This window comes from Vibrio plantisponsor, assembly GCF_013041605.1.
In the GTDB taxonomy this organism is placed as follows: Bacteria; Pseudomonadota; Gammaproteobacteria; order Enterobacterales; family Vibrionaceae; genus Vibrio; species Vibrio plantisponsor.
Genome location: NZ_JABEQC010000003.1, coordinates 202,696 through 227,885 on the forward strand (window position 1 = coordinate 202,696; position 25,190 = coordinate 227,885).

The 25,190-nt window shown below is 43.1% G+C and carries 25 protein-coding genes and 1 tRNA gene; 7 read left to right on the forward strand and 19 right to left on the reverse strand.

The features are described from left to right. Window positions 1-7: 7 nt before the first annotated feature. The gene (psrA, locus tag HKI82_RS06350; protein ID WP_042488247.1) at window positions 8-637 is read right to left on the reverse strand and encodes a TetR family transcriptional repressor PsrA; all 630 of its coding nucleotides are present in this window, start codon (window positions 635-637) and stop codon (window positions 8-10) included. A gap of 482 nt (window positions 638-1,119) precedes the next feature. On the opposite strand from psrA, the gene HKI82_RS06355 reads away from it, so the two are divergent. From HKI82_RS06355 to HKI82_RS06370, 4 genes are all read left to right on the forward strand, one after another. Further along, the gene (locus HKI82_RS06355) at window positions 1,120-1,794 is read left to right on the forward strand and encodes a response regulator transcription factor (protein WP_102940611.1); all 675 of its coding nucleotides are present in this window, start codon (window positions 1,120-1,122) and stop codon (window positions 1,792-1,794) included. Then, on the forward strand, window positions 1,794-3,056 hold the full coding sequence (locus tag HKI82_RS06360) for a sensor histidine kinase (RefSeq protein ID WP_102940612.1): 1,263 nt from the start codon (window positions 1,794-1,796) through the stop codon (window positions 3,054-3,056). Before HKI82_RS06355 ends, HKI82_RS06360 begins: the two co-directional genes overlap by 1 nt. 72 nt (window positions 3,057-3,128) lie before the next feature. Continuing rightward, entirely contained in the window at window positions 3,129-4,052 is a 924-nt protein-coding gene (locus tag HKI82_RS06365; RefSeq protein ID WP_171137521.1) for a 1-aminocyclopropane-1-carboxylate deaminase/D-cysteine desulfhydrase, read from the forward strand. Between the two features lie 11 nt (window positions 4,053-4,063). Further along, on the forward strand, window positions 4,064-4,333 hold the full coding sequence (locus HKI82_RS06370) for a DUF1496 domain-containing protein (protein ID WP_171137522.1): 270 nt from the start codon (window positions 4,064-4,066) through the stop codon (window positions 4,331-4,333). 62 nt (window positions 4,334-4,395) lie between these two features. Here the strand turns inward: HKI82_RS06370 and HKI82_RS06375 are convergent, their stop codons facing one another. Beyond that, window positions 4,396-5,112, reverse strand: coding sequence for a carbonic anhydrase (locus tag HKI82_RS06375; protein WP_171137523.1), 717 nt, complete (start codon window positions 5,110-5,112; stop codon window positions 4,396-4,398). 191 nt (window positions 5,113-5,303) lie between these two features. Then, window positions 5,304-6,143, reverse strand: coding sequence for an SGNH/GDSL hydrolase family protein (locus HKI82_RS06380; protein WP_102940616.1), 840 nt, complete (start codon window positions 6,141-6,143; stop codon window positions 5,304-5,306). A gap of 301 nt (window positions 6,144-6,444) precedes the next feature. On the opposite strand from HKI82_RS06380, the gene HKI82_RS06385 reads away from it, so the two are divergent. Together HKI82_RS06385 and gltS are read left to right on the forward strand one after the other, a co-directional pair. Further along, window positions 6,445-7,941, forward strand: coding sequence for a hypothetical protein (locus HKI82_RS06385; protein ID WP_102940617.1), 1,497 nt, complete (start codon window positions 6,445-6,447; stop codon window positions 7,939-7,941). Window positions 7,942-8,230: 289 nt separating this feature from the next. Next, the gene (gene gltS / locus HKI82_RS06390; protein ID WP_102940618.1) at window positions 8,231-9,457 is read left to right on the forward strand and encodes a sodium/glutamate symporter; all 1,227 of its coding nucleotides are present in this window, start codon (window positions 8,231-8,233) and stop codon (window positions 9,455-9,457) included. Between the two features lie 97 nt (window positions 9,458-9,554). Here the strand turns inward: gltS and HKI82_RS06395 are convergent. The 3 genes from HKI82_RS06395 to HKI82_RS06405 all read right to left on the reverse strand — a co-directional run bounded on the left by HKI82_RS06395 (window position 9,555) and on the right by HKI82_RS06405 (window position 12,924). Next, a tRNA-Ser gene (locus HKI82_RS06395) sits at window positions 9,555-9,642 on the reverse strand. 155 nt (window positions 9,643-9,797) lie between these two features. After that, window positions 9,798-10,247: an L-alanine exporter AlaE gene (locus HKI82_RS06400; RefSeq protein WP_042486582.1), complete on the reverse strand. Its 450-nt coding sequence runs from the start codon at window positions 10,245-10,247 to the stop codon at window positions 9,798-9,800. 259 nt (window positions 10,248-10,506) lie between these two features. Further along, window positions 10,507-12,924: a hybrid sensor histidine kinase/response regulator gene (locus HKI82_RS06405; RefSeq protein ID WP_206361832.1), complete on the reverse strand. Its 2,418-nt coding sequence runs from the start codon at window positions 12,922-12,924 to the stop codon at window positions 10,507-10,509. A gap of 188 nt (window positions 12,925-13,112) precedes the next feature. On the opposite strand from HKI82_RS06405, the gene HKI82_RS06410 reads away from it, so the two are divergent. Next, entirely contained in the window at window positions 13,113-13,685 is a 573-nt protein-coding gene (locus HKI82_RS06410) for a UPF0149 family protein (RefSeq protein WP_171137578.1), read from the forward strand. 87 nt (window positions 13,686-13,772) lie between these two features. Here HKI82_RS06410 and nadA read toward each other — a convergent pair whose 3' ends face one another. From nadA to ruvB, 13 genes are all read right to left on the reverse strand, one after another. Next, window positions 13,773-14,834 (reverse strand): quinolinate synthase NadA, encoded by a 1,062-nt coding sequence (gene nadA / locus HKI82_RS06415; protein ID WP_102940619.1) that lies wholly within the window; start codon window positions 14,832-14,834, stop codon window positions 13,773-13,775. 189 nt (window positions 14,835-15,023) lie between these two features. Next, entirely contained in the window at window positions 15,024-15,800 is a 777-nt protein-coding gene (gene ybgF, locus HKI82_RS06420; protein ID WP_102940620.1) for a tol-pal system protein YbgF, read from the reverse strand. 16 nt (window positions 15,801-15,816) lie between these two features. Beyond that, window positions 15,817-16,359 (reverse strand): peptidoglycan-associated lipoprotein Pal, encoded by a 543-nt coding sequence (gene pal, locus HKI82_RS06425; protein ID WP_042486596.1) that lies wholly within the window; start codon window positions 16,357-16,359, stop codon window positions 15,817-15,819. A 28-nt stretch (window positions 16,360-16,387) separates the two neighbouring features. Further along, window positions 16,388-17,740 (reverse strand): Tol-Pal system beta propeller repeat protein TolB, encoded by a 1,353-nt coding sequence (gene tolB, locus HKI82_RS06430; RefSeq protein WP_171137524.1) that lies wholly within the window; start codon window positions 17,738-17,740, stop codon window positions 16,388-16,390. Between the two features lie 14 nt (window positions 17,741-17,754). Continuing rightward, window positions 17,755-18,825, reverse strand: a complete 1,071-nt coding sequence (gene tolA, locus HKI82_RS06435) for a cell envelope integrity protein TolA (RefSeq protein WP_171137525.1) — start codon at window positions 18,823-18,825, stop codon at window positions 17,755-17,757. Window positions 18,826-18,839: 14 nt separating this feature from the next. Next, window positions 18,840-19,283 carry a protein TolR gene (tolR, locus tag HKI82_RS06440; RefSeq protein WP_102940623.1) on the reverse strand — a complete coding sequence of 148 codons (444 nt, stop codon included), beginning with the start codon at window positions 19,281-19,283 and terminating at the stop codon, window positions 18,840-18,842. A 3-nt stretch (window positions 19,284-19,286) separates the two neighbouring features. Further along, a complete protein-coding gene (tolQ, locus tag HKI82_RS06445; protein ID WP_102940624.1) occupies window positions 19,287-19,970 on the reverse strand; it encodes a protein TolQ in 684 nt (227 codons plus the stop codon). Continuing rightward, window positions 19,960-20,367: a tol-pal system-associated acyl-CoA thioesterase gene (gene ybgC / locus HKI82_RS06450; RefSeq protein WP_102940625.1), complete on the reverse strand. Its 408-nt coding sequence runs from the start codon at window positions 20,365-20,367 to the stop codon at window positions 19,960-19,962. The genes tolQ and ybgC overlap by 11 nt, the downstream gene beginning before the upstream one ends. Window positions 20,368-20,536: 169 nt before the next feature. Next, window positions 20,537-20,842, reverse strand: a complete 306-nt coding sequence (ybgE, locus tag HKI82_RS06455; RefSeq protein ID WP_102940626.1) for a cyd operon protein YbgE — start codon at window positions 20,840-20,842, stop codon at window positions 20,537-20,539. Then, window positions 20,835-20,942, reverse strand: coding sequence for a cytochrome bd-I oxidase subunit CydX (cydX, locus tag HKI82_RS06460; RefSeq protein ID WP_000270285.1), 108 nt, complete (start codon window positions 20,940-20,942; stop codon window positions 20,835-20,837). The genes ybgE and cydX overlap by 8 nt, the downstream gene beginning before the upstream one ends. Before the next feature lie 12 nt (window positions 20,943-20,954). Next, on the reverse strand, window positions 20,955-22,091 hold the full coding sequence (gene cydB / locus HKI82_RS06465) for a cytochrome d ubiquinol oxidase subunit II (RefSeq protein WP_102940627.1): 1,137 nt from the start codon (window positions 22,089-22,091) through the stop codon (window positions 20,955-20,957). A 15-nt stretch (window positions 22,092-22,106) separates the two neighbouring features. Continuing rightward, window positions 22,107-23,693: a cytochrome ubiquinol oxidase subunit I gene (gene cydA, locus HKI82_RS06470; RefSeq protein ID WP_102940628.1), complete on the reverse strand. Its 1,587-nt coding sequence runs from the start codon at window positions 23,691-23,693 to the stop codon at window positions 22,107-22,109. A 460-nt stretch (window positions 23,694-24,153) separates the two neighbouring features. Next, complete coding sequence (gene ruvB / locus HKI82_RS06475) at window positions 24,154-25,158, reverse strand: Holliday junction branch migration DNA helicase RuvB (RefSeq protein ID WP_171137526.1); 1,005 nt, start codon at window positions 25,156-25,158, stop codon at window positions 24,154-24,156. Window positions 25,159-25,190 lie beyond the last annotated feature (32 nt).

Genomic DNA, 25,190 nt, shown 5'->3' on the forward strand with positions numbered 1-25,190 from the left:
TTTTAGCTTATATTTTCGCTGCAACGCCAGCAGCAAGATATGGAATGATCTGGTCAACAACGACTTTTGCATCGACCTTACTTCCAAAATCATTTTCTGCGATTTCTGCCAGCGCCTTACTTGAAGCCATAGTGAAAACACAAGTGCCTAAGGTAAAGTGCAGACGCCAAAACAGAGTTTCGCGTGTTAATTCAGGGTTCGCTTTCATTACCGAGTCTGTAAACAATTTCAATACATCTTGGTAACGAGTGGTGATAAACCAGCGCAGATGCCCCTGCACATCTGTATAACCTCTTCCGATCAACAACATAAAGCGGCTGGTACCATGTGTACTGACCTTGTTGAGGTTCTTCAAGGGTTCACGCAACGATTCAAACACTTCCTCCATTGAGTAAGACTCACGTTGATTCAACGCAATCAGAGCTTTGTGTACTTCAGGCATAAACGCCTCTAAGTAACGGTTCAGCACTGCGCGAACCAAAGTTTTCTTATCACCGAAGTGATAATTCACTGAAGCCAAATTGACTCCGGCTTTGCCGGTAATCGTTCTTAACGAGGTATCATTGAAACCTTGTTCAGCGAAAAGCCCTTCAGCTACATCCAGTATTTTTTCTTTGGTACTACTTCTCGACGCCATTCATCACTCACAGGAAACACTTAAATCAAACACCTGTTTGAAATATACTTCTGATACACAAAATTAACAACAGATTAACATCACACTTCTTAATCTTACTTTGCCATTTCCTTGCATCCCTAGTAATCGATAACGCCAAACAAAAAATTTCACATTTTTTCCATCCACGAGGAACTAAACCAAAAACACACAGTCCTAATTAATGTCCGTTGTTAGCGCATTAAGAGTTTCACAGGCCGTCAAACTGTTTTTTCTTCTAACAACACAAACACCACTGCTTTTCATATTTAACTCCATTTTTGTATCCGCCCAGATCGCTTATGTTCTGGGCTTTTTTTATGTGTTTCAAACAACTTCTCGTTAAAGCCGCAAAGGGATATGACTTTTCTTCGACGATAAATAGATGCAAGATAGAACCAAATAGGTCTAGGCTTGCGCTTTAGGCGTTAGGCGTTAGGCAATGCAAATGAACGAGCGTTGAAATGAAAAAAATATTGCTGGTAGAAGATAATCGAGAAGTGGCGGGAATATTGTTTGATTACTTTGAAAGTGAAGGGATGGAGCTCGACTATGCCGACAATGGTGAGCTAGGCCTCAAGCTGGCTTTAGAAACCCCGTTCGACGCCATCATTTTAGATTTGATGCTACCTCGTATGGATGGATTAACCGTCTGTGAAAAACTCAGAGAGGCTGGTAATACTACACCAGTGCTCATGCTTACTGCTCTGGATAGCCGTGAAGATATGCTGAGCGGCTTTAAATACGGTGCCGATGACTACCTGACCAAGCCTTTTGATCTCGAAATTCTCGAAGCTCGCCTGCACGCATTAATTAAGCGTTATAGAAGAACAGTAACTGAAACGTCTCTCGAATTCGCGAGCCTGCGCATCGATCAAAAAACGCATCAGGCGTATCGAGACGGCATCAAGCTTTCATTAAATCCAACCACCTATTCCATTTTGGAACTGCTTTGCCAGCGCGCTCCCGATGTGGTCACTCGCGAAGAAATTACGGACATGCTTTGGCAGGATAACGAGCCAAACAACGATGTACTGCGTAGCCATATTTACCAGCTCCGCAATCAGTTAGATAAGCCTTTCGAGTCTTCTATGCTGGTCACCGTACCTAAAATTGGCTTCCGTTTGGAGAAGGTATAATGAACACGATTAGTTTTGCCAATACCCGTACTCTTACTGGTCAGTTGGCCCTATTTTTTACTGGTGTTGCTTTGGTTATGGGCTTAGCCAGTTACATTATTTTTTATACCGCCCTGCACTGGTCAGAAGATAAAGTGGGTGAACGACGTATCGAGATAGATAAGAACGAAGCCATCACTCGCTTTATGAATGGTGAAGAAGGAAAGATCACCATTGATGTCCTCACCACCGCCTATAACGATATCAGCCTAGTTCCAGCCGAATACCATAAGTATTTTGAAGGCAGAGATAGCTTTGTCGGTGAAGTCGGTAGCGACCCAGACTCACGAATGGTGTTTTTCAGCTACTACTACAAAGATGGTTCAAGAAAGCCCGTCATCTTGCTGTCAGATATCAACCAGATTGAGTTCGGGAAAAATGAAACCTTATTCTCAGGCCTCATTGTTATTACCAGTGTAGCAGGACTTCTGTTCATCTTTGGTGGCCTGCTGTTACGACTCTCGCAACGTTTAATTGAACCGATTAATAACCTCACGCAGCAACTGACAGAACACAGTGGCAACGCTGCTCATGTATTTGAAATACCTAGCGGCGGTGCGAGTGAATTTAAAATTCTAGCCGACGAGCTCAATCAATATCGACATGAAATTCACAACCTAATTAAGCGTGAACAGGCGTTTGCCCGCTATGCCAGCCACGAACTCAGAACGCCGTTAACTATAGTAAAGGGCGCAAGCAAACTGTTGGAACGCAATGCCTCTGACGATTTCCAAAAACGACAAATTGTGCGTATCAATGAAGCCACCGCTCAAATGAGCACTATGGTTGACGCTCTGCTCGGACTTGTGCGTTATGAACGCAGCGAAGAGGAAGCCGTTGTCAGAGACGTAAGTAAAGCTGAATTTGAAACCATTATTGAACTCAACAGTGCTCAGGCTAAAGACAAAGATATCGACATTGCTTTGATCTTCCACCAAATGCCTCAGCTCAAAGCAGCACCCGCCGTTTTGAATATGGTGGTAGGAAACCTGCTGCGAAACGCCATAGCCGCCACACATCAAGGAGAGATCACGCTGGAAGTCTCTGCTGACTCTTTATGCGTCAGAGACAATGGCCCTGGCCTTAATCAGGCAAAAAATCAAGACGGGCATGGCTTAGGTTTACTGATAGTAGAAGACTTATGTCGCCGATATCACTGGCATTTTTCGATTAAGAATCGTCCTACTACAGGCTGCGAAGCCTTAATCAGTTTTGGGCAATAAACTTACGTGTGAGCGGAGTTGTTAAGGTTATAATGCGCTTCCCTTGGCTATTTCATTGCAACAGGAAGAGTTATGAAACTCGCAAACAGCCCTATTACTGAGCACCATTTCAACGGTCATCATTTTTATCTCAAACGTGATGACCAGTTGCACTCGCAGTTTAGTGGTAATAAAGCCAGAAAATTCATGTCTCTACTGGAGGCTGATTTGCCTCACATAACAACACTGATTGGCTATGGCTCGGCTCAGGCTAACTCATTGTATTCGATGGCAGCTTTAGCTCGCATTCGTGGCTGGCAGCTAGAGTTTTATGTTGACCATATTCCTGCATGGCTAAAACAGCGCCCAATTGGCAACTACCGTGGCGCTCTCGAGCTTAACGCAAACCTCATAGAAACCCGCCCATTTGGTCTGCATCCAAGAGAGTATATTGAGCAGATTCGACAGCCAGATGAAAGCTGTTTGTCTGTACCTGAAGGTGGTCGTTCAAAATTAGCCGAAGCCGGTGTCAAACAACTGGCATCTGAGATTTTGGAATGGATTCGAATGCAACCTAAACAAGAGTGGTGTGTTGCACTTCCTTCGGGAACAGGCACTACAGCGCTCTTTTTGCACAAAGCGCTGCAACCCCATGGAGTTAAGGTTATCACCTGCCCTTGTGTCGGTGGCGCAGAATACCTTACGGAACAGTTCCACGAACTGGGTGAAACGAGCCATCCAGAGATACTGCAACTTGGAAACAAACACTACTTTGGTCATCTCTATCGTGAAGATTTTGATATCTGGCAGCAGCTACAAGATCAAACCCATGTCGAATTCGACTTACTTTACGACCCTATGATGTGGCGCTGTTTACAAACGTGGTTTGAAAAAGAAACCTCTCAAGAAGAAAGTAAACAGCCTGAAAACCACCCTTCACTCATCTATATTCATCAAGGTGGTCTGTTGGGTAATGAAAGCATGCTTCCTCGTTACCAACGCCAATTTGACCTATAAGGAACAGATGTATGCCTAAATATTTCGCCCTATTGTTAGTACTTGTTAGCCCTATCTCGATGGCTAAAACGATTTCCACTCCGGCGACTCCCGTCCCTGTAGTTGTCGATGGCAATGTTGGTAAGCGCGTTTGCTACTATCAAGACCAAGCTTATTCAGAAGGTGCACTATTGCAGGTCGGAGAGCTATACATGATTTGCCAAGCAGCAAACAACTTTGAAACTAACGGGCAGTTAAAGTGGGTTCAACTCGACAATGACAAAAAGTCTCACAAAAAGTGATTAATGTGTGAAATGAAGAAGCCTACTCGATACCAAATTGATCAAAGTAGGCTTCGAGATAATTATTGCTCCATGACTACACGAGCATTAATAGCTTGAATAGGACGGTTGTTATGCCCCATCAACTGTTCAAACTTCTCAACCTGATCGGCTGAAATGGTCAGTGGCTGTTTCAATACCAACCAACGTACACCTTCAGAACACGGCGGTGTAGTTAATGAACCATTAAAGCGGTAGTACTGCTTTTCTTTTGGTAACAGAGACGTCACGTCAAACGGTTTCGACAGATCCGCTTTTGCTTCTTCTTTCGGCGCTACAGCCAGTAATTTTGCCAACTCAGCGTTCTGCTCACCCAATTTAAAAAACAGAGAAACAACCGCTAGGTGACCGTCTTTATCAGCATGAACATAATGCGCTTCTAACGGATAAGACTGCCCATCGACATGGTTTTCTGAAGGTGTATGAAAGTGGAACTGCTTTAACTCAAAAGCCTTATCATCCACCCACAATGTATTCTGCTCAGAAACAGATGCTTGCAGAGTGTGACCATTGTTAGTGACAGACACTGCCTGACCGGAATAATCAAACTTAAGGTTTTTCAGTTCTGCTTTTGTTACATCGCTGATATCGATAGGACTTTGGTTTTGCCCTTGAGCACATATCGCTGAAACCTTACCCCAATGCTCAGGCGCATGCTCCCCGTGATATCCCCAATCAGAAGCTTGAACTTGGCTCATTGAAGCGAGAATCATTGCAGCAGCCACTAGCGTTTTTTTCATTGTTTATCCCTGTTAACTAATAGAAAAACCGGATAATTACACAGAGCATTAACCGAAAAATCGATGAAATCTTTGATTACTCAATTGTGATAAATCCGAGTCACCGAAGTTAGAGACTGCTGCAAATTTTTAATTAGCTAATACCTTCTATCCACGTCCAACACAGAGGTAACTTCATTCTGAATTCATTGCTAAACATGCTTGAAATAATCGTCCAGCATTGGCGTTAATAGTGATAGCCACTTTCCATACGCATATGAGTTAAGGTGAAGATCATCGGCACTGCAAGTTAATGGCAAGAAACCTTCCGGGCATATGACCGCATTCAGATCGATGTACTTTGCTCCAGTATTGTTACACAGTTTAATGAGTCCTTGGTTTAACTGTGCCACCAGAGGATTTAACTCGTTTAGTCGCTGACCAACAAATAACGTCGACTGTACCCATACCTCGATATCTCTCTGATGCCAGTAGTTCAGCATCTGGCTATAGTTCTCCATAATTTCGTCAACACTATAGCCTTGAGACAAATCATTAATTCCAGCCATCATGCAGATGAGTTTCGGCTGACAGACGGTGGTGCTTTCGATTCGATACTTCATTCCATCCGTTGTGTCGCCACTCAAACCACGGTTTGCTAACGTCACTCCTTGAATACCATCATGCCAAGGCCCCCACTCTGTTATGGAATCACCATACATCACCAGATCGACAGGTTTTGCAAAAGCTATGTGGTTATCTTGGGTTTGCATAAATCGGATCACCTTTTGAGTACGTTGATTAAGATCGAGCGACTGAGCTATCTGCTTAAACTGCTCTGGAGCAACATTGAAATCATTAAGCGATTGAGTGAGTTTCTCAACATCGGTTTTAAATCTAGAAATTCGTGTAGTTAGCTCGTGCTCATCACGTAATGTATAAAGCTGCTCAACCAGAGTGTAAAAATGTTGGGAAGGGTTTGCTTGATATAGCTTTATCAAGTCTAGGCATTGATTTTGTTCCAGCTCGATAAGTAAGTCATTTTTGTCCATTATTTTTTCTAAATATACCCAATTAATAATGAGTAAAAATATAACAGATAGAATCCATCAATAAATATTTAAATCAAATAAAAACAAAGTAAATAAATCATCAACCTATTTATACTAACCATGACACTACTCCCATTGTTTATTCGAGCTTTCTAGAGAAAAAACATTAACAGTGGTAATATCCTTAACCAATAAATACCAATGTATTCAATAACATTCCAACAGGCCACATAAAATCTACCTGTCCATACATTGGCCAATCGATAACTTATTAATAATTATAAAAATAAAAGGTTTTATAATGAAAAAGCTGATAGCCATTTCAATTTTGATTGCCCTTTTCGGGTGTTCAGAAGATAAAAAAGATACCAGTCAAGAAGTCAGTGATGATATTACAACCATAAATAACGTTAAAACCAACGAAGTCGCATTTTCTGCAGCATCTATGGATCTGATAAGCACCACAAATGTTACCATTCAATCCATTGTGTCAGTCTCGCAACCAAGCATTGTTGACCTAAACAACATCGTCATTACTGCTGGTGAGCTTATCAATAACACCCCTTATGAAATTGACCAATTGACCCTAACAAATGGCTCAAATACACATTGGGTAACATTGAGCAGTACATTACCGAAATACTCTAAGGGTAATATTGGTTCAGAATGGGACGGCTACTACCTACTTAACCAAACACCTCTCGCCAACTCCACGTTTGAGTATGAATCTTCCGTGGTGCTAGAAAACTACCCTAATTCTGTTCACTCCAACAGTGAACAGCGTCTCACTGGCGAACGTGTACAAATGTACGACCGCTTTATGACTAATGCACCAAGTACACTTTCCGAAGTCACTGCCCATCTCACGGATATCTGCAGCGATAACAGTGATTGCAGTAGCTACGGTGAATCAGTAATAAACTACGCAGCCGATACTTATTACGCTAAATCAGTTTCTGGAATGAATTCACGTATCTGGATAGACACCGATGTATGGGGCTTAGGAAGTTTAACCTCGTTAAACTTCACCAGTTCGACCAAAAACGGCAATATGAACATCTGGATGCACCCAACTTTGATCGGTAACGTTCATAGTGAATCCGTGTCTAGTCAGATGGCAAGCTGGCAAGCCTTCGTCCATGAGTTGTACCACAACTACGGCTTTACGCATGATAGCGGATGGGCTTCAAGTAATGGTGTGGATGACATGTTCGGCGAAAAAGTCGTTAACAGATATCTACCGACTTATGGTGACAAACTAATACTGTCAGACACGATTATTCAGCAGTACGAAAAAACAGCAAATCTCACTTATACCTTCAAACTTGGATTGAGCGAGTCGGCTGACAAAATTTCAGTTAGACTTCTATCTACGAAAGATCTATCTGCCACTGTAACCAAATCTGGTTCAGATTTTACTGTTACCTTTACCGAGATTCCTGAGACGGATGTCTATGTCTCTTTCTACTCAGACAATTCATTACAAATGTCATCAGTGGTGTTAAATAAGTTTATCTTGAACGTCGCAAGTGCTACTAGCATGAGCTCATTTGACGATGAAATTTCTACTTGGTTGAGTGAATATGATGTGATTAATGTAACCACTTATGATGGGGTGTGGCGTTCTGAATTTACACTTCCAAGTACTGATGTCGATACAGGAAAAGTCATTAACTTTAAGGCTAGTGCAACATACAGTTCGACTGTCTATCACGATGGTTCTGGCGATGTAATCACTACAGGAAATAGTGTTAGCTATCGCTTCAACGGTTTTTTATGGGAAAAGACAACCCAATAAGAATTATGTGTCAGTAAAAGTTTTTTATACTTTGCAGTGCCCTAGTATTAAACGCTGGGGCTTTTAATTTGACATCTCTCTGTCAAAGGTATGTGGTCATTACTTTAGTATCTTCCGGTTGGCTGGAATCCATTTCGCTATAACTTCAATAAACAAAGATAACTTCAATAATTTCGCTATATTCTGTAAATATTTTCTGAAAAAGCCTGTGAGGGCTTGTCATTAATCTATAAGTCGCATAACACTCTCACCTTAAGAACGATGAAGATAACCACGAATAAGGGGCAATATGAATCATTTGATTTCAGTAAGTGCGCTTGAGTCATTTTTAGTAGCCATCAGTGTACTTTTCCTAGGGCATTTCATTAATGCTAAATTGCCGATTCTCAACAAGTTTAACATTCCAGAGCCAATTGTTGGCGGCCTGATCATCGCCTGTGCTATCACAATCCTGCATTTTTACGGCGTCGATTTGGAATTTGATTTACCGCTACAAAACACCTTTATGTTGATGTTCTTCGCCACGGTTGGTCTCGCTGCCAACTATACACAGTTGATAAAAGGCGGAGCGAAAGTATTTATTTTCTTAGCTGTAGCTTCCGTCTATATCATCATTCAAAACGCTGTGGGTGTGTCAATGGCATCGGCTTTAGGAATAGAGCCACTAATGGGCTTAATAGCCGGTTCAATCACCTTGTCCGGCGGACACGGTACGGGTGCAGCATGGTCTCAGACTTTCCAAGATGTTTATGGCATGGATAACGTTCTCGAAATCGCTATGGCATCGGCTACCTTTGGTCTGATCATCGGCGGTATAATCGGTAGCCCTGTTGCTCAACGTCTGGTGGAAAAGAACAACATTGAGTCTGAGTATGGCAGAGGTTCAAAAACACACGAGAAGTACCCAGAGCTGGTTACCTACAATGAGTATGAAGAAGACAAGGTGACGGCGAAGAAAGTTATAGAAAAACTGTTCTTTCTGCTTATCTGTGTAACAGGAGCGAAGTATTTAGAACAGTGGGTCAGTTCTTATGAAATCTCATGGCTAATGATCCCCGACTTTGTCTACGCCTTGTTTATTGGTGTGATCATTACCAACTTCTTAGAAGTCACCAAAATCCGAAAACTAGACGCTGAAACCATCGATATGTTGGGTACAGTATCCTTAGCCTTGTTCTTAGCCATGGCGCTAATGAGTCTTAAACTGTGGAACATTTTCGACCTTGCTGTTCCGTTCTTGGTCATTTTGGCGGTTCAGTCAGCCATGCTTGCGGTATTTACCTATTATGTGACCTTTAAAGTCATGGGTAGCAACTATGACGCGGCGGTTATTTCAGGGGGACACTGTGGCTTTGGTTTAGGAGCAACGCCTACAGCGGTGATGAACATGGGTTCTATCGTTAATCGTTTTGGACCGTCACCACAGGCTTTCATGGTGGTTCCTATTGTCGGAGCATTCTTCATCGACATAGTTAACCTGATCATCCTACAGGGCTACATATCGTTTTTAGGTTAAGCAACTCTAAAGGCTAGATACAAAGAAGGTACGCAATGCGTACCTTTCTTTTTCAGATAAGAAAAAAGGCGCCATAAGGCGTCTTTTAACATTAATTTGGCGGTGAGCAAGAGATTCGAACTCTCGATACGTTGCCGTATACACACTTTCCAGGCGTGCTCCTTAAGCCACTCGGACAACTCACCGGAGGTTAACCATAACGGCTAACGAGGCGCTAATTTAATGATTCAGCTAATGATCGTCAAGGAAAAATCCCAAAAAAAGCGTTCTAACTAAGTTATTTGCTTACTAATTGGCTAAATTGAATGTTTTCCCTACAACTGTGTTTTATTTAGCTGTATCACATCGCACGGTAATAGCCAGGCACTTTAAACCAACGACGACACATATCGAGGAAATAGCCATAAATCACACCCATTCCACAAGAAACCACAGCGTTACTCGCAACAGCTGTCATTATTTGGTCTGTTGAAGCACCAACTGTGTATAGGATTGCAGCATATACTGGTGATTGGAAAAGCACATAAGCCACGAGATCGGACACGTTTTTCATCAAACTGGTTTCTGAAATACGGCGCCCCTGTCTCAGCATAAAATCTCGAAACACACCATAAGGCCAAGCGATAGCGATATTTACGGGGATAGACAAGGTTCGCGACGCTAGTGACTGTTCAAATGTCATCTGAGAGATAAAGATCTCAATAATCATCCCCGATACAAAGCAGAAAACAACCATTGCAAAAGTGTCCGCAGCAGCATGACGTATACAAAAAGGGCCACGAGCTTTCATTTATGTCCTCACAAGATAATAAACTGCAAAATTAGCGCTCTCATAACACATATCACCACCATCAAAAGATCAGGCAGTTGATGGCGCCATTAGAGCACAACTTATATAGTTTTTGATCTCGTATTTTTATTCAGTTGCTAAATAAACAACCATAAATGAAATGCAAAGTAGCATCTCTCTCTTATTTCACACCGTTATAACAAATGATTCATCTATGCTTAAAGTTGTGAAACTTAAGCCTTTAGATTCTTCTAATGATTTAAAAATCTGACAGTAATATGGTTAATAAATCGATAGAAGCTTTAGGCGGTAGCTCCCCTTCTTCTAGATGAGATTTTACCGATGCCAGCGTCGTTACCAGTTGACTATCACTAGGCAGATCCAAGGAGTTTTCTAATAACTCAACTATCTCTAACGCTTCACCGACTGCTTTATTTTCGATGGCGATATAGAGTTTTACTAACAGCTCCTCAGCGCTGCCACTAAAAGTGAGTTTAGGCATTTCTGAATGGTACTGGTAAAGCTTGTTGATGTGCTTATAGAGAGCATCATCCAGCTCACCTGCATTGATAGGTTTCGCGACTATCGAGTCTGCTCCGGCATTCAACAGGCTTTCCCTTGTGTCTTTAAACACATCTGCGGTACAGCCAAGGATCAGAACTTGAGATTGAGGGCCTTGAAGTTGACGGATTGAATGTATTGCTTCGACACCGTCTTTGACTGGCATGTGGTTATCCATAAGAATGAGGTCAAATTGCCCATTCGCAACCGCTTGTATTGCAAGTTCACCATTTTCAACACATTCACATTCAAAACCTTTATTTTTCATAAACGTTTCGATGATCATGGTGTTGGTGCGGTTGTCTTCCACGATCAAGACTTTCAAACCAGAATAACTCAAATGACGTGAATGGTTACCCTCGACCAGTTCAGGCTCACAAACGTCAATTTTTAAATTCACTTGAAAACTGGTGCCAATATCCACCTTACTGTTAACAGAAACCGTTCCTTCCATAAGTTCAGCGATCTGCTTAACAATCGCTAAGCCTAGGCCAGTGCCACCGAAACGTCGGGTGGTTGAAGATTCGGCCTGTTCAAATGGTCGGAATATTTTCTCCTGCGCCGCTTTCTCGATACCAATACCAGTGTCACGGACTCTAATACTGAGATAAAGCTGGCCATCGAGCTTCACTTCGCTGAAAAACACTTCCACAAAACCACGCGAGGTAAATTTGACCGCATTGTTTAATAAGTTAAACAGAATCTGACGAATTCTCGCCTTATCGGAATAGTACCAGCGATTTGCAGGCACTTCTGAGTGCACCTTAAATTGCAAACCTTTCTCGTGGCAAAGGGAGGAGTAAACACTGGTGACACTGCCAATAATGAATTCAAGTGGGAACTTACTGTTATCAAGCTCCATATGCCCTTGTTCGAACTTAGAGAAATCGAGCATCTCATTGAGCAGTGACATCATGTGTTCGCCGGACTCATACAGGCTTTTCAACTGTTTACGTTGTTGAGGTTTTAAGTCTCCACGCAGCAGTATCTGAGCCATACCAAGCACACCGTTCATTGGCGTGCGGATCTCATGAGACAGAGTGGCAAGGAAAATACTTTTCGATTTTGTCGAAGCTTGCGCTTTGATTTTTTCCGCTTCCAAATACACCGTTTTCTGATTGAAGGTATCAATCAAATAGCGAATTTCATCTTGGCTGTTGTAAGGAACATCAATGATGCCCCCTTCTTTGGAATCATCGACTTTCTGCGCAATCACAACAATCGGATTAATCAAATAGCGATTAATTAAGTAGTAACCGAACATCAGACAGAAGAGTAAAAGTGGGAGAATCCCCTTCTCCACACTCATCACTAAGTCATAGACATCATCGTCGACCAAGCGATGCGAATTCACGACATCGAGCTTCCAATTAAAGTCACCAAAGGTGTATTTACTGACATACGCACCATCGCGTAAGCGGAAGTTGTGTTCTGTGATGGTCGATCCGAATGAATCTTTTAGCGAAACGCCGAGTTGATATCTCTCGGCATGAAGCGAAATCAATTCAGTCAGGCTTTGTAAAGAGAGATCCACTGTGGCTACACCAGCAAATTCGCCGTTTACATAGTACGGCGAAGTCACAGTAATCATTTGGATCTGAGTGAATGAGTCCACATAAACAGGAGACCAAAATATGCTACCGCTAGGTTCTTCCATCCCTGAGACGTACCAAACTTCGCTGTCGTACCCGCCTGCTTCAGGATTGTTCCAAGAATAGAGCTGATCAATGTTGCCATCGGTTGCTCTGTTGAAGAACAAACCTTTGTACTTCACATAAGGGTCGACGCTGAAAGGCTTTGGCCAAATGCCACCGCTGATGACAACGTCATCAACCGTAGAAAATATCGAACGTAGCATACGTGAAGCCTCTTCTTGGCTTTCTGATGCTTGAGCGATGCTAACAATACTTTGCAGAACGCCCACTGAACGATTGAGAGGATCTAAAACTTGTGACGAAAGTAGCTCAGCACGCAAGTCCAAATACTGCTTCAACTCTTTTCGGAAAGGGGAATCCACAGCCAGGTAAGTCAGCGAGCCAATCGTGGCTAGGAAAAAGCACAAATACACGATGAGAGCGAACATGCTCTTGCGCTTTAATGATGAACGTATTTCCATAAGCCTTTGATAAAAAATCCTTTAGCGACAGTATAGTGAAATTATATGAGAATTTACCTACTAAAGGACTGTAAATGTTAATCCAAACCGCATTTTGTTTGTTAAAAAACGGGTCCCTCTGTGAACTCGCATCAAAAGGCGGTTAAGGGTAAGATAGTGCTAATTTTTGCAGTAAAGTATGGAACCTTATTTTGACCTTACACGATATCCTTACCCAACCTGAATTTGAAGATAAGTTGCTTAACGAAGCTAAGTCACGTGGCTTTGTAGCTGCAATGGCCTGTGCGCCAAACATTCTTCCGCCGCAGGAATGGTTACCTTTCCTTTGGGGTGGTGAAGAAGTTGCACCTTTTAGCGATGGAGAACAACTAGAAACATACATCCAACATATCATTGATATGTGGAACCAGTATCGTTCTTCATTTTTAGAAGGTACCTGGGTTTGGCCTGAAGGTTATGACCTTGACGAAGAAGAAATCGTTACCGATTCAGTACGTGATTTCTGTGAAGGTGTATTGCAGGGTTGGCAGCTTGCTCGTGATGATTGGGAAGTGCTAATGCCAGAAGAGAGTCAAGACAATGCTCTGCTGGGTGGTGTTCTGCTTTCTCTCAGCATGCTTTACGATCCAGAGACAGCGCTGACGACTTTAAATGAACAAGGTATGGAAGGCTTAGATCAGTTTGAAGAGATCTACGCAGCGATTCCGGTCATGCTATGCGGCTTAACTCAGCGCGGTGTTGCTCTCGCGGAAGCTCAGTAGTCGTTATCTTCTATAAGAAACAAAGAAGCCAGCATTATGCTGGCTTCTTTCATTTTGATTGATGTATCAATTCGTTGGTAGCTGCGCTTAAGCATTACCTTTTACCTTGATATTAAGCTGCTCTGCGAAATCCAACATACGATTTAATGGGATCAAAGACTTAACACGTAACTCTTCATCAACAAAAATTTCGTGTTCGCTGCCACCATCTTTTAACGCTTTTTCAATCGCTTTTAAGCCGTTCATTGCCATCCAAGGACAATGCGCACAACTACGACAAGTCGCACCTGCACCTGCTGTTGGCGCTTCAATCAATTCTTTCTCAGGGACCAACTGCTGCATCTTAAAGAAAATGCCTTTGTCTGTTGCGACAATCATTTTCTGATGAGGGAGTTCTTTGGCTGCTTTGATCAACTGGCTGGTAGAGCCTACTGCATCCGCCAGTTCAACTACACTTGAAGGTGATTCTGGGTGCACCAAAATTGCCGCCTCAGGATAAAGGCTCTTCATCTTCTTCAGTGCATCTGCTGAAAACTCATCGTGTACCACACACTCGCCTTGCCAAAGCAGCATATCTGCTCCGGTTTTGTTCGCGATATAAGAGCCAAGATGGCGATCTGGTCCCCAGATGATTTTCTTATCTTCTGATTCAAGTTGCTCTACGATCTCAAGTGCAATACTCGACGTCACTACCCAATCAGCTCGCGCTTTTACAGCAGCAGAAGTGTTCGCGTACACAACCACAGTATGGTCTGGGTGCGCATCGCAAAACTCGGAAAACTTATCAGCAGGACAGCCTAAATCAAGCGAGCATTCTGCTTCTAGCGTTGGCATTAAAATACGTTTTTCTGGGGTAAGAATCTTCGCAGACTCGCCCATAAAACGTACGCCAGCAATAATCAAAGTGCTTGCTGGGTGGCGGTTACCAAACTTTGCCATCTCCAGAGAATCACCAACAAAACCGCCTGTTTCTTCCGCAAGGGCTTGGATTTCTGGGTCTGTGTAGTAATGCGCGATTAATACTGCGTCTTTCTCTTTCAGCAGCTCTTTAATACTCGCAAGGTAGGTTTGCTTCTCTTCCGCCGACAATGGAATCGGTTTTGGAGGGAATGGGTAAACCGTATCGATTTTATCTAATATATGGCTCATTGCTCATGCTCTATGCAACTTCCTTTAATTCGGGCATTGTACACCGACATAGAATAGATAGGCAAAAATGATTCTTTTGCGCAGCGACAGTAAGTGTTGTTGCTCAACAGCAATATCCGTTGCTTTAGCTAAGAGTGAAAGAAAAAAGAGGCTACCGTTTGGCAACCTCTTTTCTATTCATCTGCTTTATTACTTCAGATTTTCACTGGCGACTTTCGCTGAAGCACTGGTTGGGTATTCATCAACCACTTGTTGATAGTACTTTTTAGCCTGCGCTTCATTATTGTTTCGTTTAGCAATATCGCCTAACTTCACTAAAGCATCTGCTCGCTTGTTAGATTCTTTGTAAGAAACTACGGCAGCAAAACTGGTCACAGCTTCTTTATCTTGTTTCTTAGCGAAGTACAGTTGTCCCAACCAATAATGCGCATTAGGTGCAAAATTCGAGTTTGGATAATCTTTTTGGAATTGTTGGAAAGCGGCTATCGCACCAGCGTAGTCACGTTTCTTCAGAATTAGGTCTACGGCATTTTGATAGGCCGCTTGTTCATCTGCATCACTGCTGAATGTGCCTTGAGGAACGTCTTCATCGTTAGATGCCGCCGCCGCAGGTGCAGGTTTTTTCATTTCACCACGAACACGGTCAAGTTCGACAAACAACTCCCTTTGGCGTTGTAACATCTGCTGCATATCGTAGTTATTTTTTTCTATCTGCCCACGTAATTCATTGATTTCGAGAGCCATGGTGTCTAGCTGCTGCTGCATTTGCACTTGAAGGCGCGCACGAGTTTCAAGCAGACGTTCTAATCGCTGAACTTCCGATTCTGAAGACGCAGAACGAGTCGATGACGCTTGGCTAGATGAATTATTGCTGAGATCAGATACTGGAGCTGGTGCAGCGAACGAACTGTTCACTGCACTTGCCAGTAACGTAAGCGTGATCAGGCGCTTTAAGTTACTGAACATGAGGTTCATCCCCGAATTAGTATACTAGAACTGCGCGGCGGTTCTTAGCATATACTTCGTCAGATTGGCCAAGAAGAAGAGGCTTCTCTTCACCGTAGCTAACGATAGAGATTTGGTCAGCTTGAACACCTAGTGCTTCTAGGTATTTAGCTACTGCTTGTGCACGACGCTCACCAAGTGCGATGTTGTACTCTGGTGTACCGCGCTCATCAGCGTGACCTTCGATAGTTACTTTAAGGCTTGGCATTTTGCTTAGGTAAGCTGCGTGAGCCGCTAGCATTTCTTCGTAGTCGCCAGCGATAGTTGCGTTATCGAATGCGAAGTAAATTGTTGAAGTTTCACGTAGAGCTTGCTCTTTAAGCTCTTGCTCAGAAAGCTGACCGTTTTGATCCATTGGAGAAACAACAGTTGTGTCAACTTGGTTAGCTGAACCTGAAGTTGATTGGTTAGTTGTTTCTGAACCAGCGTTGCTTGCTGCGTCATCACTTGAACTACAAGCTGTCACTGCTAGTACTGGTAGCGCAATTAGTAGCCCTTTAAGAACTTTATTAAGTTGCATCTTGTTTTCCTTTATTTTGTATTTTTCGCTATAAGAACGGAGACCAGGCAGGAGCGCGTACACGTCCGTTGGTTGCCGGTAATCTAGCTTTAAATCTTCCGTCTATTGAGACCATCGACAATACGTTGGTCTTGTTGTAGATGGAACTGTATATAACCATACCACCATTCGGCGCAATACTTGGAGACTCATCAAGCAAAGTTTTTGTAAGAACTTGTACTGATCCCGTTTCCAAATCTTGTTTTGCCAGGTTAAAGCCAGAGTTTGAACGATTCACCATAACGAGGAATCGACCATCCGGAGTAATCTGACCGCCTAAATTTTGGCTGCCCTGCCAAGTCAAACGCGTCGTTGCACGGTCTGACAAATTTACTTGATATATCTGTGGTTTACCACCCCGATCTGATGTAAATATGAGCGATTCACCATTCGGATGCCAAAACGGTTCCGTGTTATTTGAGCGACCACTCGTTATTTGCGTCAGCTTACGGGAAGCTAAATCCAAGGTATACACTTGTAGACTGCCTGTTTTAGACAATACTAACGCCAACTGTTTTCCGTCTGGAGAAAATTTTGGTGCCCCATTATGACGTGGGTATGACGTCACTTTTTCACGAGTTCCGGTGTAAATGTTCATCAGATAAATTTCTGCCTGACCATTTTGGAAGCTAACGTAAGCCAGTGTTTTGCCATCCGGTGACCATGAAGGCGACATAAGAGGCTGTTTAGAACGAAGAACCAGTCTTTCGTTGTAACCGTCATAATCCGCAACGCGTAGCTGATATGGGTATTGGTCTTTATCGTTCACGACCACATAAGCAATACGAGTTAAAAACGCACCTTTTTCTCCAGTGAGTTGTTCATAAACAAGATCTGAAATTCGATGCGCGTATTCACGTAGTCGTTTCGCAGGTACGGTCGCCACCTTGTTGAACAGTACATGATCTTTAGAAAGAACCAACTGACCATCTGAACTCAACGTTTTACCTTGTCCCTGAGTCAGTTGCCCACGTACAACGTCTACTAGTTGATAATTGATAACATAGTTGCCTTCAGCATTTTGGGTAATGCTTCCTGTCAGCAGCGCATCGACACCGATACTGGTCCAAGCATCAAACTTCACTTGTGTTTCAGTGTACGGAGTTTGCGGCATTTTGCTTGTAGGAATTGGGCTGAATTTCCCACTTCTTTGTAGGTCTGATGAAATAACAGCCGAAACGTCTTGCGGTAACGGAGCGGAACCTTCCCATTTGAATGGAACAATGGCAATTGGGCGCGCAGAGTTAATACCGTCGGTAATAACCAGCTCCAACGCTGCATTGGCAAATTGCAGACTACTTGTGATGACAAGTACACATCCTAAAATCAATCGCTTAAACACAAGCTTTATCCTTTTTACTCTGGTACTACGGTTAAATTAATATTTTTCAGTTTTTCGACTACGTCAGAATCGTCTTTCGGTAATGGAAATGTTCCAACTTGCGCTACTGCACGTCTTGTCGCAGAACATAGGCGCGAATCACCGTTCATAACCGATAACTCACCCACTATTGCGCCTGCGCCTGTTGGGATTAAACGTAAGTTCACCTTACATTCTTTTCCTTTAAAACTGTCTTCCAGTAACAAATTTTGCTGAATCATCTGGGTATATATTGCCCCCCAACGTTCCGCTTCACTCATTACATATTGTGAACGAGCCGAGGTGTTTTGCTGAGCTTCACTTTCTAAGCCTGAAAAGATACTGTTCAGTGCTTTTTCCTGTTCCAAACGCTCTAGCCTTGCTTTTTCTGCCCGTTCTTTCTCTATTCTCGCTTTTTCAGCCGCTTCTTTTGCCGCTTTTTCTTTCGCTATTCGTTCTTGTTCAGCTTTCTGCGCAGCCTCGCGTTCACGACGCGCTTTTTCTTGAGCTTCCTGAGCTGCTTTTTCCTTCGCTACTCTTTCTTGCTCTGCTTTCGCTGCCGCGGCCTCTTTCGCTGCTCGCTCTGCTTCTGCTTTCTTAGCCGCTTCTTCTTTGCTTTTACGTTCTGCTTCTGCTTTCGCCGCTTGTTCTTTTGCTACGCGCGCTTTCTCTGCAGCAATCTTTTGCTGCTCTTCTTGCTCTTCACGACGCTTCTCAGCATCTCGCGCTGCTTTAGCCTCTTTCGCTTGTTGCTCTTTCAGCTTACGAATGCGTTCTTCTTCCGCTTTGCGATTCTTTTCTAACTGCTCACTTTCTCTGCGCAGCTTATCCAAACGCTCTTGCTCTTTTTTAGATGCAGCTTCGCGTTGACTACGGATTTTATCCGCTTGCTGCTTGACCAAATTTGGGTCGATCACTACCGCTTGCACCATTTGCCCAGAAGGTTCAGGTTTGGACATAGTGAAGTCCGTCCCCCAAAGCAAAGCGGCAATCAAAACGGCATGAAGGCCGACAGAAATCGCTATCGGCTTGGTATATGAACTCTTATTCGACTTATGATCTTTCATGAACGATGTTAAGCCTATTCCTTGATATCCGTTAACAACCCGACTTTTGGTATACCGGCTCGACTTAATTCATCTAACACAAGTACCACTTCTGCATACGGTGTGGCAGCATCACCACCTACGGCTACCGGAGAATTTGGCTTTATTGATAGCTCCGCTTTCACTCTGACGATAATATCTTGTAGCGAAAGTCCTCGCTGCACCTCTTCATCGTTGACGCTCAGGCCTAAGTTACCTTCTTTATCAATTTCTACAATGATAAAGCTTGCATCACTATCCCCAGCCATCTCAGACGCTGGCTTAGCCGTTGATGTTTTAGGTAACTCTACATCGACACCTTGCGTAACAAACGGTGAGGTAACCATGAAGATGATCAGCAACACCAACATAACGTCGATGTAAGGTACAACGTTGATTTCAGCGGTGAGTTTACGCTTTTTTGGCTGATAACCGGCCATTGATTATTCCCTTCCCGCCATTGCTTGACGGTGTAAAATACTATGGAATTCTTCAGAAAACGTTGCGTAAGAGTGCTCTAACTTACCTACTGTGTTACTTAAACGGTTATATGCCATTACTGCTGGAATCGCTGCAAATAGGCCCATAGCGGTCGCAACCAGCGCTTCTGCGATGCCCGGAGCTACCATTGCTAATGTTGCTTGTTTTACCGCACCTAAAGCAATAAACGCATGCATGATACCCCAAACCGTACCGAACAAACCGATATATGGGCTGATCGAACCAACCGTTGCTAAAAATGGCAGGTTAGCTTCTAACTCTTCTACTTCTCGAGCTACAGACACGCGCATTGCTCGGCCAGTCCCTTCCATTACGAAGTCTGGTGAATCGGCATTAGTTTTACGTAGACGAGCAAATTCCGTGAAACCTGAATAGAAGATCTCTTCTGTACCCATGATTTCATCTTTGCGCTTTTTCACATCTTGATAGAGAACGGCTAAGTCTGTGCCCGACCAAAACTTATCTTCAAATGCTTCCGCATCTCTGGTGGCTTGCGACAAAACTTTGTAACGCTTGATGATCATCGCCCACGAAACAATCGACATTCCCAAAAGAATAAGCATGACCATTTTGACTAGCAAACTGGCCTGAAGGAAAAGGTCGAGAATTGAAATATCAGCTTGCACTGTTGGTTAACTCCGAAATAATTAATTGAGGCATGGCCTTAGGTCTCATCTTCTCATTGTCGATACATGCTACCTTAACTATTGCTTTACACAACACCTTGTTATCAGGATTGACGAGCTCCTGACAGAATATTAGCGATGCTTTCTTTAGTTCAGAAATAGTCGTGACAACATTAAGCTGATCGTCCAATCGAGCACCTTGTATAAAATCGATGTCGGCATGTCTGACAACAAATCCTATGCGTTGTTCCAACAATACTTGTTGAGATACGCCAATTGCACGCAGCATCTCAGTGCGAGCTCTTTCAAAAAATTTTAGGTAGTTCGAATGATAAACGACACCACCTGCATCCGTATCTTCGTAGTAAATGGTGATTGGCCAATGAAACGCTTTCATAATTTTGGATTAATTGATTTACCGAATGAGGTTTTACTATAACGCAACTCATTGTCGATAGTACAAGGGGGAATGAGGTAATTCGTAACAGAGTGTCAAAAAAATTAGCGCTACCTCAAAGAGAAAGCGCTAATTCGTCTAATTCTTCACCAACTGAAAATTCAATCACTTAAGCGAGAAGTCGTATCCCAGTGAAAATAATCAGTATCGGAAGTGACATGTAAGGGCTAAACAATAGCTGCCAAACCCAAAAACGTGGTTTAAACCCTACGCCATACACCATGCTCGAGCACATGGCCCAAATAATCAATGGAGCTACAATGGCATTAAAACCACCAATACTGTCAGCGTAAGATTCCGGGTTCCACATAATAGAAAACAGATGGTAGAAACCCAGAACTAAGGATAAAGCCTTGAATAAGGCTTTATCCATTGGGGAGTGGAACTTGGCAACCTGAGTCGACAAGTTATTCACTATCTTTATCCATCATTTCAGTGTGCTCTAGCCAAAGAGCATTGATGATGCCAAATGCACAAGCGAGTAATACGCCTAAAATCCATGCAAAGTACCACATAATTTTTGCTCCTTAGTAAAGTGAGTTCTTGTTTTCTTCAATGAATTTGTTGTCAAGACGACCAAACATCTTGTAGTAAGTCCATGAAGTGTAAGCCAGAATAATTGGCACCATTACAAATGCGACACCCGTCATTAGATTCAGAGTCAGTTCACTCGATGTAGAATCCCACATGGTTAAGCTGCTCTTCGGATCTAAGCTTGATGGCATTACAAACGGGAACATAGCCAAACCAGCAGTAAAGATAACACCCGCGTTACCTAAGCTCGATGCCAAGAACGCAAAGCCACCTTTCTCAAAACGAGAAGCTAAAGCAGCAAGTAGTGGCATTACCACACCTAATGCAGGCGCAGCCCACATTAAAGGATATTGCTCAAAGTTGTTCATCCAAGCACCCACTTCACGTACAACTTCTTTGTTTAGAGGGTTAGACACTGCATTGCCATCAATGCCACCAGCAATAACATAGCCTTCAATACCTTGAACCCAGAAGCCCGCCGCAACAAATGCAACCGTCGTTAACAGACCCATAATCTGTGCCACGCCACGCGCACGCGCATGAACCGCATCTGTGGTCTTCATTTGTAGCCAAGAAGCGCCTTGCAGAAGGATCATGAACAAGCTGACTAGGCCACACAGAAGTGCAAACGGATTTAGCAGACCAAAGAATGAACCATGGTAAGTTGGCATCAGGAATTCATTCAGTTGGAATGGTACACCTTGTAGCAAGTTACCAAATGCCACACCAAAAATGATTGGCGGAACAAAACCACTAATTGAGATACAGATATCCCATGCATTACGCCATTTTGGTTCTTCAATTTTAGAACGGTAATCAAGACCAAGCGGACGCAACCAAAGCGCTGCCAAAGTCACAATCATCGCGAGATAAAAACCAGAAAACGACGTTGCGTAAACCAAAGGCCATGCAGCAAATAAAGCACCACCCGCTGTGATTAACCAAACTTGGTTACCATCCCAGTGAGGAGCGATAGAGTTAATCATTACGCGACGTTCATTGTCACTTTTGCCGATAACAGGGACTAGAGCACCAACGCCCATGTCAAAGCCATCTGTAATTGCGAAACCAACCAGCAATACACCAATTAGTACCCACCAGATTAGTCGCAAGATTTCATAATCAAACATGTGTTCTCTCCTTGCTTATGCTTCTACTTGGCGACTAACTTTGTCTTCTACAGAGTTAGCGTCTTGCTCAAAATGGTAACGACCAGTTTTCAGGCTACTCGGGCCTTTACGAGCAAACTTAACCATTAGATATACTTCAGCAATCAGGAATACTGTGTACAGAGCCAAAATCGCGAACAAAGACGTCCAGATTTCACCCGCACTTAATGCAGAAGCGGCAACGTTAGTTGGTAAGATTTCACCAACAGCCCATGGCTGACGGCCATATTCAGCCACAAACCAACCAGCTTCAATTGCAATCCAAGGTAGCGGGATACTAAACAGTGCCGCTTTAAGAACCCAAGGTTTCTGTTCAATTTTTTGACGACATGTCTGTACGAATGCCATACCAAATACAAACAGCATGATAAAGCCAACACCCACCATCACACGGAATGACCAGAATAGAGGCCATACTGTTGGAATTGAGTCATCTGCCGCTGCCTGAATTTGATCTTCAGTCGCATCAGTAACTTTGTCTGTATAGCGTTTAAGCAGCAATCCATAACCTAGGTCATTTTTCACTTCATCAAATGCCATCATGTTTTCTGATGATTTATCACCAGCACGAAGTTTTTCTAGAAGTTCATATGCATACATACCGTTACGAATACGATCAACGTGCTCATCACGAAGGTCACGCAGACCTTTTACTTCAGTATCGAATGAACGAGTCGCGATGATGCCCATTACATATGGGATCTTAATTGCATAATCAGTATGCATGGTTTCTTGATTTGGAAGACCAAACATGGTGAATGCTGCTGGAGCAGGTTCTGTGTGCCATTCAGCTTCGATAGCAGCCAGCTTCACTTTTTGCACTTCGCCAACTTCATAGCCAGATTCGTCACCCAGTACGATTACCGACAAAATTGCCGCCATACCGAAAGATGAAGCAATAGCAAAAGAACGACGAGCAAAAGCAACATCACGTCCTTTCAACAGGTAGTATGAGCTGATACCAAGAATGAACATTGCACCAGTTGTGTAACCAGAAGCTACTGTGTGAACAAACTTAACTTGAGCTACCGGGTTAAATACAACTTCAGCGAAACTCACCATTTCCATACGCATGGTTTCAAAGTTGAATTCAGCACCTACAGGGTTTTGCATCCAGCCGTTAGCGATCAAGATCCAAAGTGCAGAGAAGTTTGAGCCTAGTGCTACTAACCACGTAACCGCCAAGTGTTGACGCTTGGTTAGACGGTCCCAACCAAAGAAGAACAAGCCAACAAAGGTAGATTCAAGGAAAAAGGCTACTAAGGCTTCGATAGCAAGAGGTGCACCAAAAATGTCGCCTACGTAGTGAGAGTAATAAGACCAGTTGGTACCAAACTGGAATTCCATTGTCAGGCCTGTTGCCACACCCAATGCGAAGTTGATACCGAAAAGCTTACCCCAGAACTTAGTCATGTCCTTGTAGATCTGCTTGTCAGTCATTACATATAGAGACTCCATGATGGCTAGTAAAAAAGCCATACCGAGAGTCAATGGAACGAACAAGAAGTGATACATCGCTGTCAGTGCGAACTGCAACCGCGACAGATCAACTACGTCAATCATAGTAACTCCTTTGTGCCGGCTGAATGACACCTTATGACATATTACAACAACACAGCACCTGTTAATGATAGCGTCGAGATGTTGCTATTTAACAGCTAGTTGTTGCATTTATGTACTTTTGTGGTTAGTTAATTGTTAAGTAACAGCTAATATAGCTTGAGCTAATACTACTGAGAAAAAACCTACGTTTCAAAAGATTTCTCAGACAAATAAGCTTTGACTTAAATCAAGTTAACTGCGTGAATTTTAGACAACAGAACAACAAAATGACCCAGATCAACAGAAATCAAACTTTATTGTTAGGATTAGGTAAAAACAACCAAAAAGGGGTGAGCTTAAAAAAACAAAGGATTAACAAACCTACAAACTTTGATAACCCTTTATAACCTTTTAAGATTTTTGAATTGTGATATTTATCACAAATTGTTTGACCGCAAATTAATCAAACACAATTGTAACTTTATTTATCCAAACCGAAATGCAGATAGGCACGATCAGTAGCAATACGTCCACGTGGTGTTCTTTGTAAATAACCTTGTTGAATTAGATACGGTTCTATAACATCTTCGATGGTATCTTTCTCTTCACCTATTGCCGCTGCAAGGTTATCAAGACCAACAGGGCCGCCAGAAAACTTCTCCATAATAGCTAGAAGCAGCTTTCTGTCCATGTAGTCAAAGCCTTGATTGTCTACATCCAGCATATTCAATGCTTTGTCTGCGGTGTCATCACATATGTGCCCATTGCCCTTCACTTCCGCATAATCACGAACACGGCGTAATAAACGGTTAGCAATACGAGGTGTTCCTCGAGCTCGACGGGCAATTTCCAACGCACCTTCGCTATCCATAGACAAACCTAGACAGTTGGCACTGCGCTGCACAATATGTTGCAAGTCAGCAATTTTGTAATATTCAAGGCGTTGAACAATACCAAAACGGTCTCTTAGCGGAGAGGTCAGGGAACCCGCTCTGGTTGTTGCCCCGATTAACGTAAATGGAGGCAAATCTATTTTGATAGAGCGAGCCGCTGGGCCTTCACCGATCATGATATCCAGTTGATAGTCCTCCATCGCCGGATACAGAACTTCTTCAACCATAGGGCTGAGACGATGAATTTCATCAATGAAGAGCACATCGTTTTCTTCCAAATTGGTGAGCAGTGCCGCTAAGTCACCCGCCTTTTCAAGCACAGGGCCTGAAGTAGTGCGGATATTCACGTCCATCTCATTAGCGACAATATTTGCTAGTGTGGTCTTACCCAACCCAGGAGGGCCGAATATCAGCAGATGGTCGAGAGCTTCACTACGCATTTGCGCAGCTTTGATAAAAATTTCCATTTGATCACGAACGTGATCCTGACCTTGATAATCGGCCAATTTCTTAGGACGAATCGCACGATCAATCACCTCTTCATCTTTAAATGAAGGGTTCATTGGAGCAATGAGGCGATCAGCTTCAATCATATATAGTTTCCTAACGTCTGCTCTTCGTCGTT

What these genes read in the sequence shown, in the direction of transcription:
- psrA (WP_042488247.1), bottom strand. Translation starts at nt 637, where the DNA reads ATGGCGTCGAGAAGTAGTACCAAAGAAAAAATACTGGATGTAGCTGAA.
- HKI82_RS06355 (WP_102940611.1), top strand. Translation starts at nt 1,120, where the DNA reads ATGAAAAAAATATTGCTGGTAGAAGATAATCGAGAAGTGGCGGGAATA.
- HKI82_RS06360 (WP_102940612.1), top strand. Translation starts at nt 1,794, where the DNA reads ATGAACACGATTAGTTTTGCCAATACCCGTACTCTTACTGGTCAGTTG.
- HKI82_RS06365 (WP_171137521.1), top strand. Translation starts at nt 3,129, where the DNA reads ATGAAACTCGCAAACAGCCCTATTACTGAGCACCATTTCAACGGTCAT.
- HKI82_RS06370 (WP_171137522.1), top strand. Translation starts at nt 4,064, where the DNA reads ATGCCTAAATATTTCGCCCTATTGTTAGTACTTGTTAGCCCTATCTCG.
- HKI82_RS06375 (WP_171137523.1), bottom strand. Translation starts at nt 5,112, where the DNA reads ATGAAAAAAACGCTAGTGGCTGCTGCAATGATTCTCGCTTCAATGAGC.
- HKI82_RS06380 (WP_102940616.1), bottom strand. Translation starts at nt 6,143, where the DNA reads ATGGACAAAAATGACTTACTTATCGAGCTGGAACAAAATCAATGCCTA.
- HKI82_RS06385 (WP_102940617.1), top strand. Translation starts at nt 6,445, where the DNA reads ATGAAAAAGCTGATAGCCATTTCAATTTTGATTGCCCTTTTCGGGTGT.
- gltS (WP_102940618.1), top strand. Translation starts at nt 8,231, where the DNA reads ATGAATCATTTGATTTCAGTAAGTGCGCTTGAGTCATTTTTAGTAGCC.
- HKI82_RS06400 (WP_042486582.1), bottom strand. Translation starts at nt 10,247, where the DNA reads ATGAAAGCTCGTGGCCCTTTTTGTATACGTCATGCTGCTGCGGACACT.
- HKI82_RS06405 (WP_206361832.1), bottom strand. Translation starts at nt 12,924, where the DNA reads ATGGAAATACGTTCATCATTAAAGCGCAAGAGCATGTTCGCTCTCATC.
- nadA (WP_102940619.1), bottom strand. Translation starts at nt 14,834, where the DNA reads ATGAGCCATATATTAGATAAAATCGATACGGTTTACCCATTCCCTCCA.
- ybgF (WP_102940620.1), bottom strand. Translation starts at nt 15,800, where the DNA reads ATGTTCAGTAACTTAAAGCGCCTGATCACGCTTACGTTACTGGCAAGT.
- pal (WP_042486596.1), bottom strand. Translation starts at nt 16,359, where the DNA reads ATGCAACTTAATAAAGTTCTTAAAGGGCTACTAATTGCGCTACCAGTA.
- tolA (WP_171137525.1), bottom strand. Translation starts at nt 18,825, where the DNA reads ATGAAAGATCATAAGTCGAATAAGAGTTCATATACCAAGCCGATAGCG.
- tolR (WP_102940623.1), bottom strand. Translation starts at nt 19,283, where the DNA reads ATGGCCGGTTATCAGCCAAAAAAGCGTAAACTCACCGCTGAAATCAAC.
- ybgC (WP_102940625.1), bottom strand. Translation starts at nt 20,367, where the DNA reads ATGAAAGCGTTTCATTGGCCAATCACCATTTACTACGAAGATACGGAT.
- cydX (WP_000270285.1), bottom strand. Translation starts at nt 20,942, where the DNA reads ATGTGGTACTTTGCATGGATTTTAGGCGTATTACTCGCTTGTGCATTT.
- cydB (WP_102940627.1), bottom strand. Translation starts at nt 22,091, where the DNA reads ATGTTTGATTATGAAATCTTGCGACTAATCTGGTGGGTACTAATTGGT.
- cydA (WP_102940628.1), bottom strand. Translation starts at nt 23,693, where the DNA reads ATGATTGACGTAGTTGATCTGTCGCGGTTGCAGTTCGCACTGACAGCG.
- ruvB (WP_171137526.1), bottom strand. Translation starts at nt 25,158, where the DNA reads ATGATTGAAGCTGATCGCCTCATTGCTCCAATGAACCCTTCATTTAAA.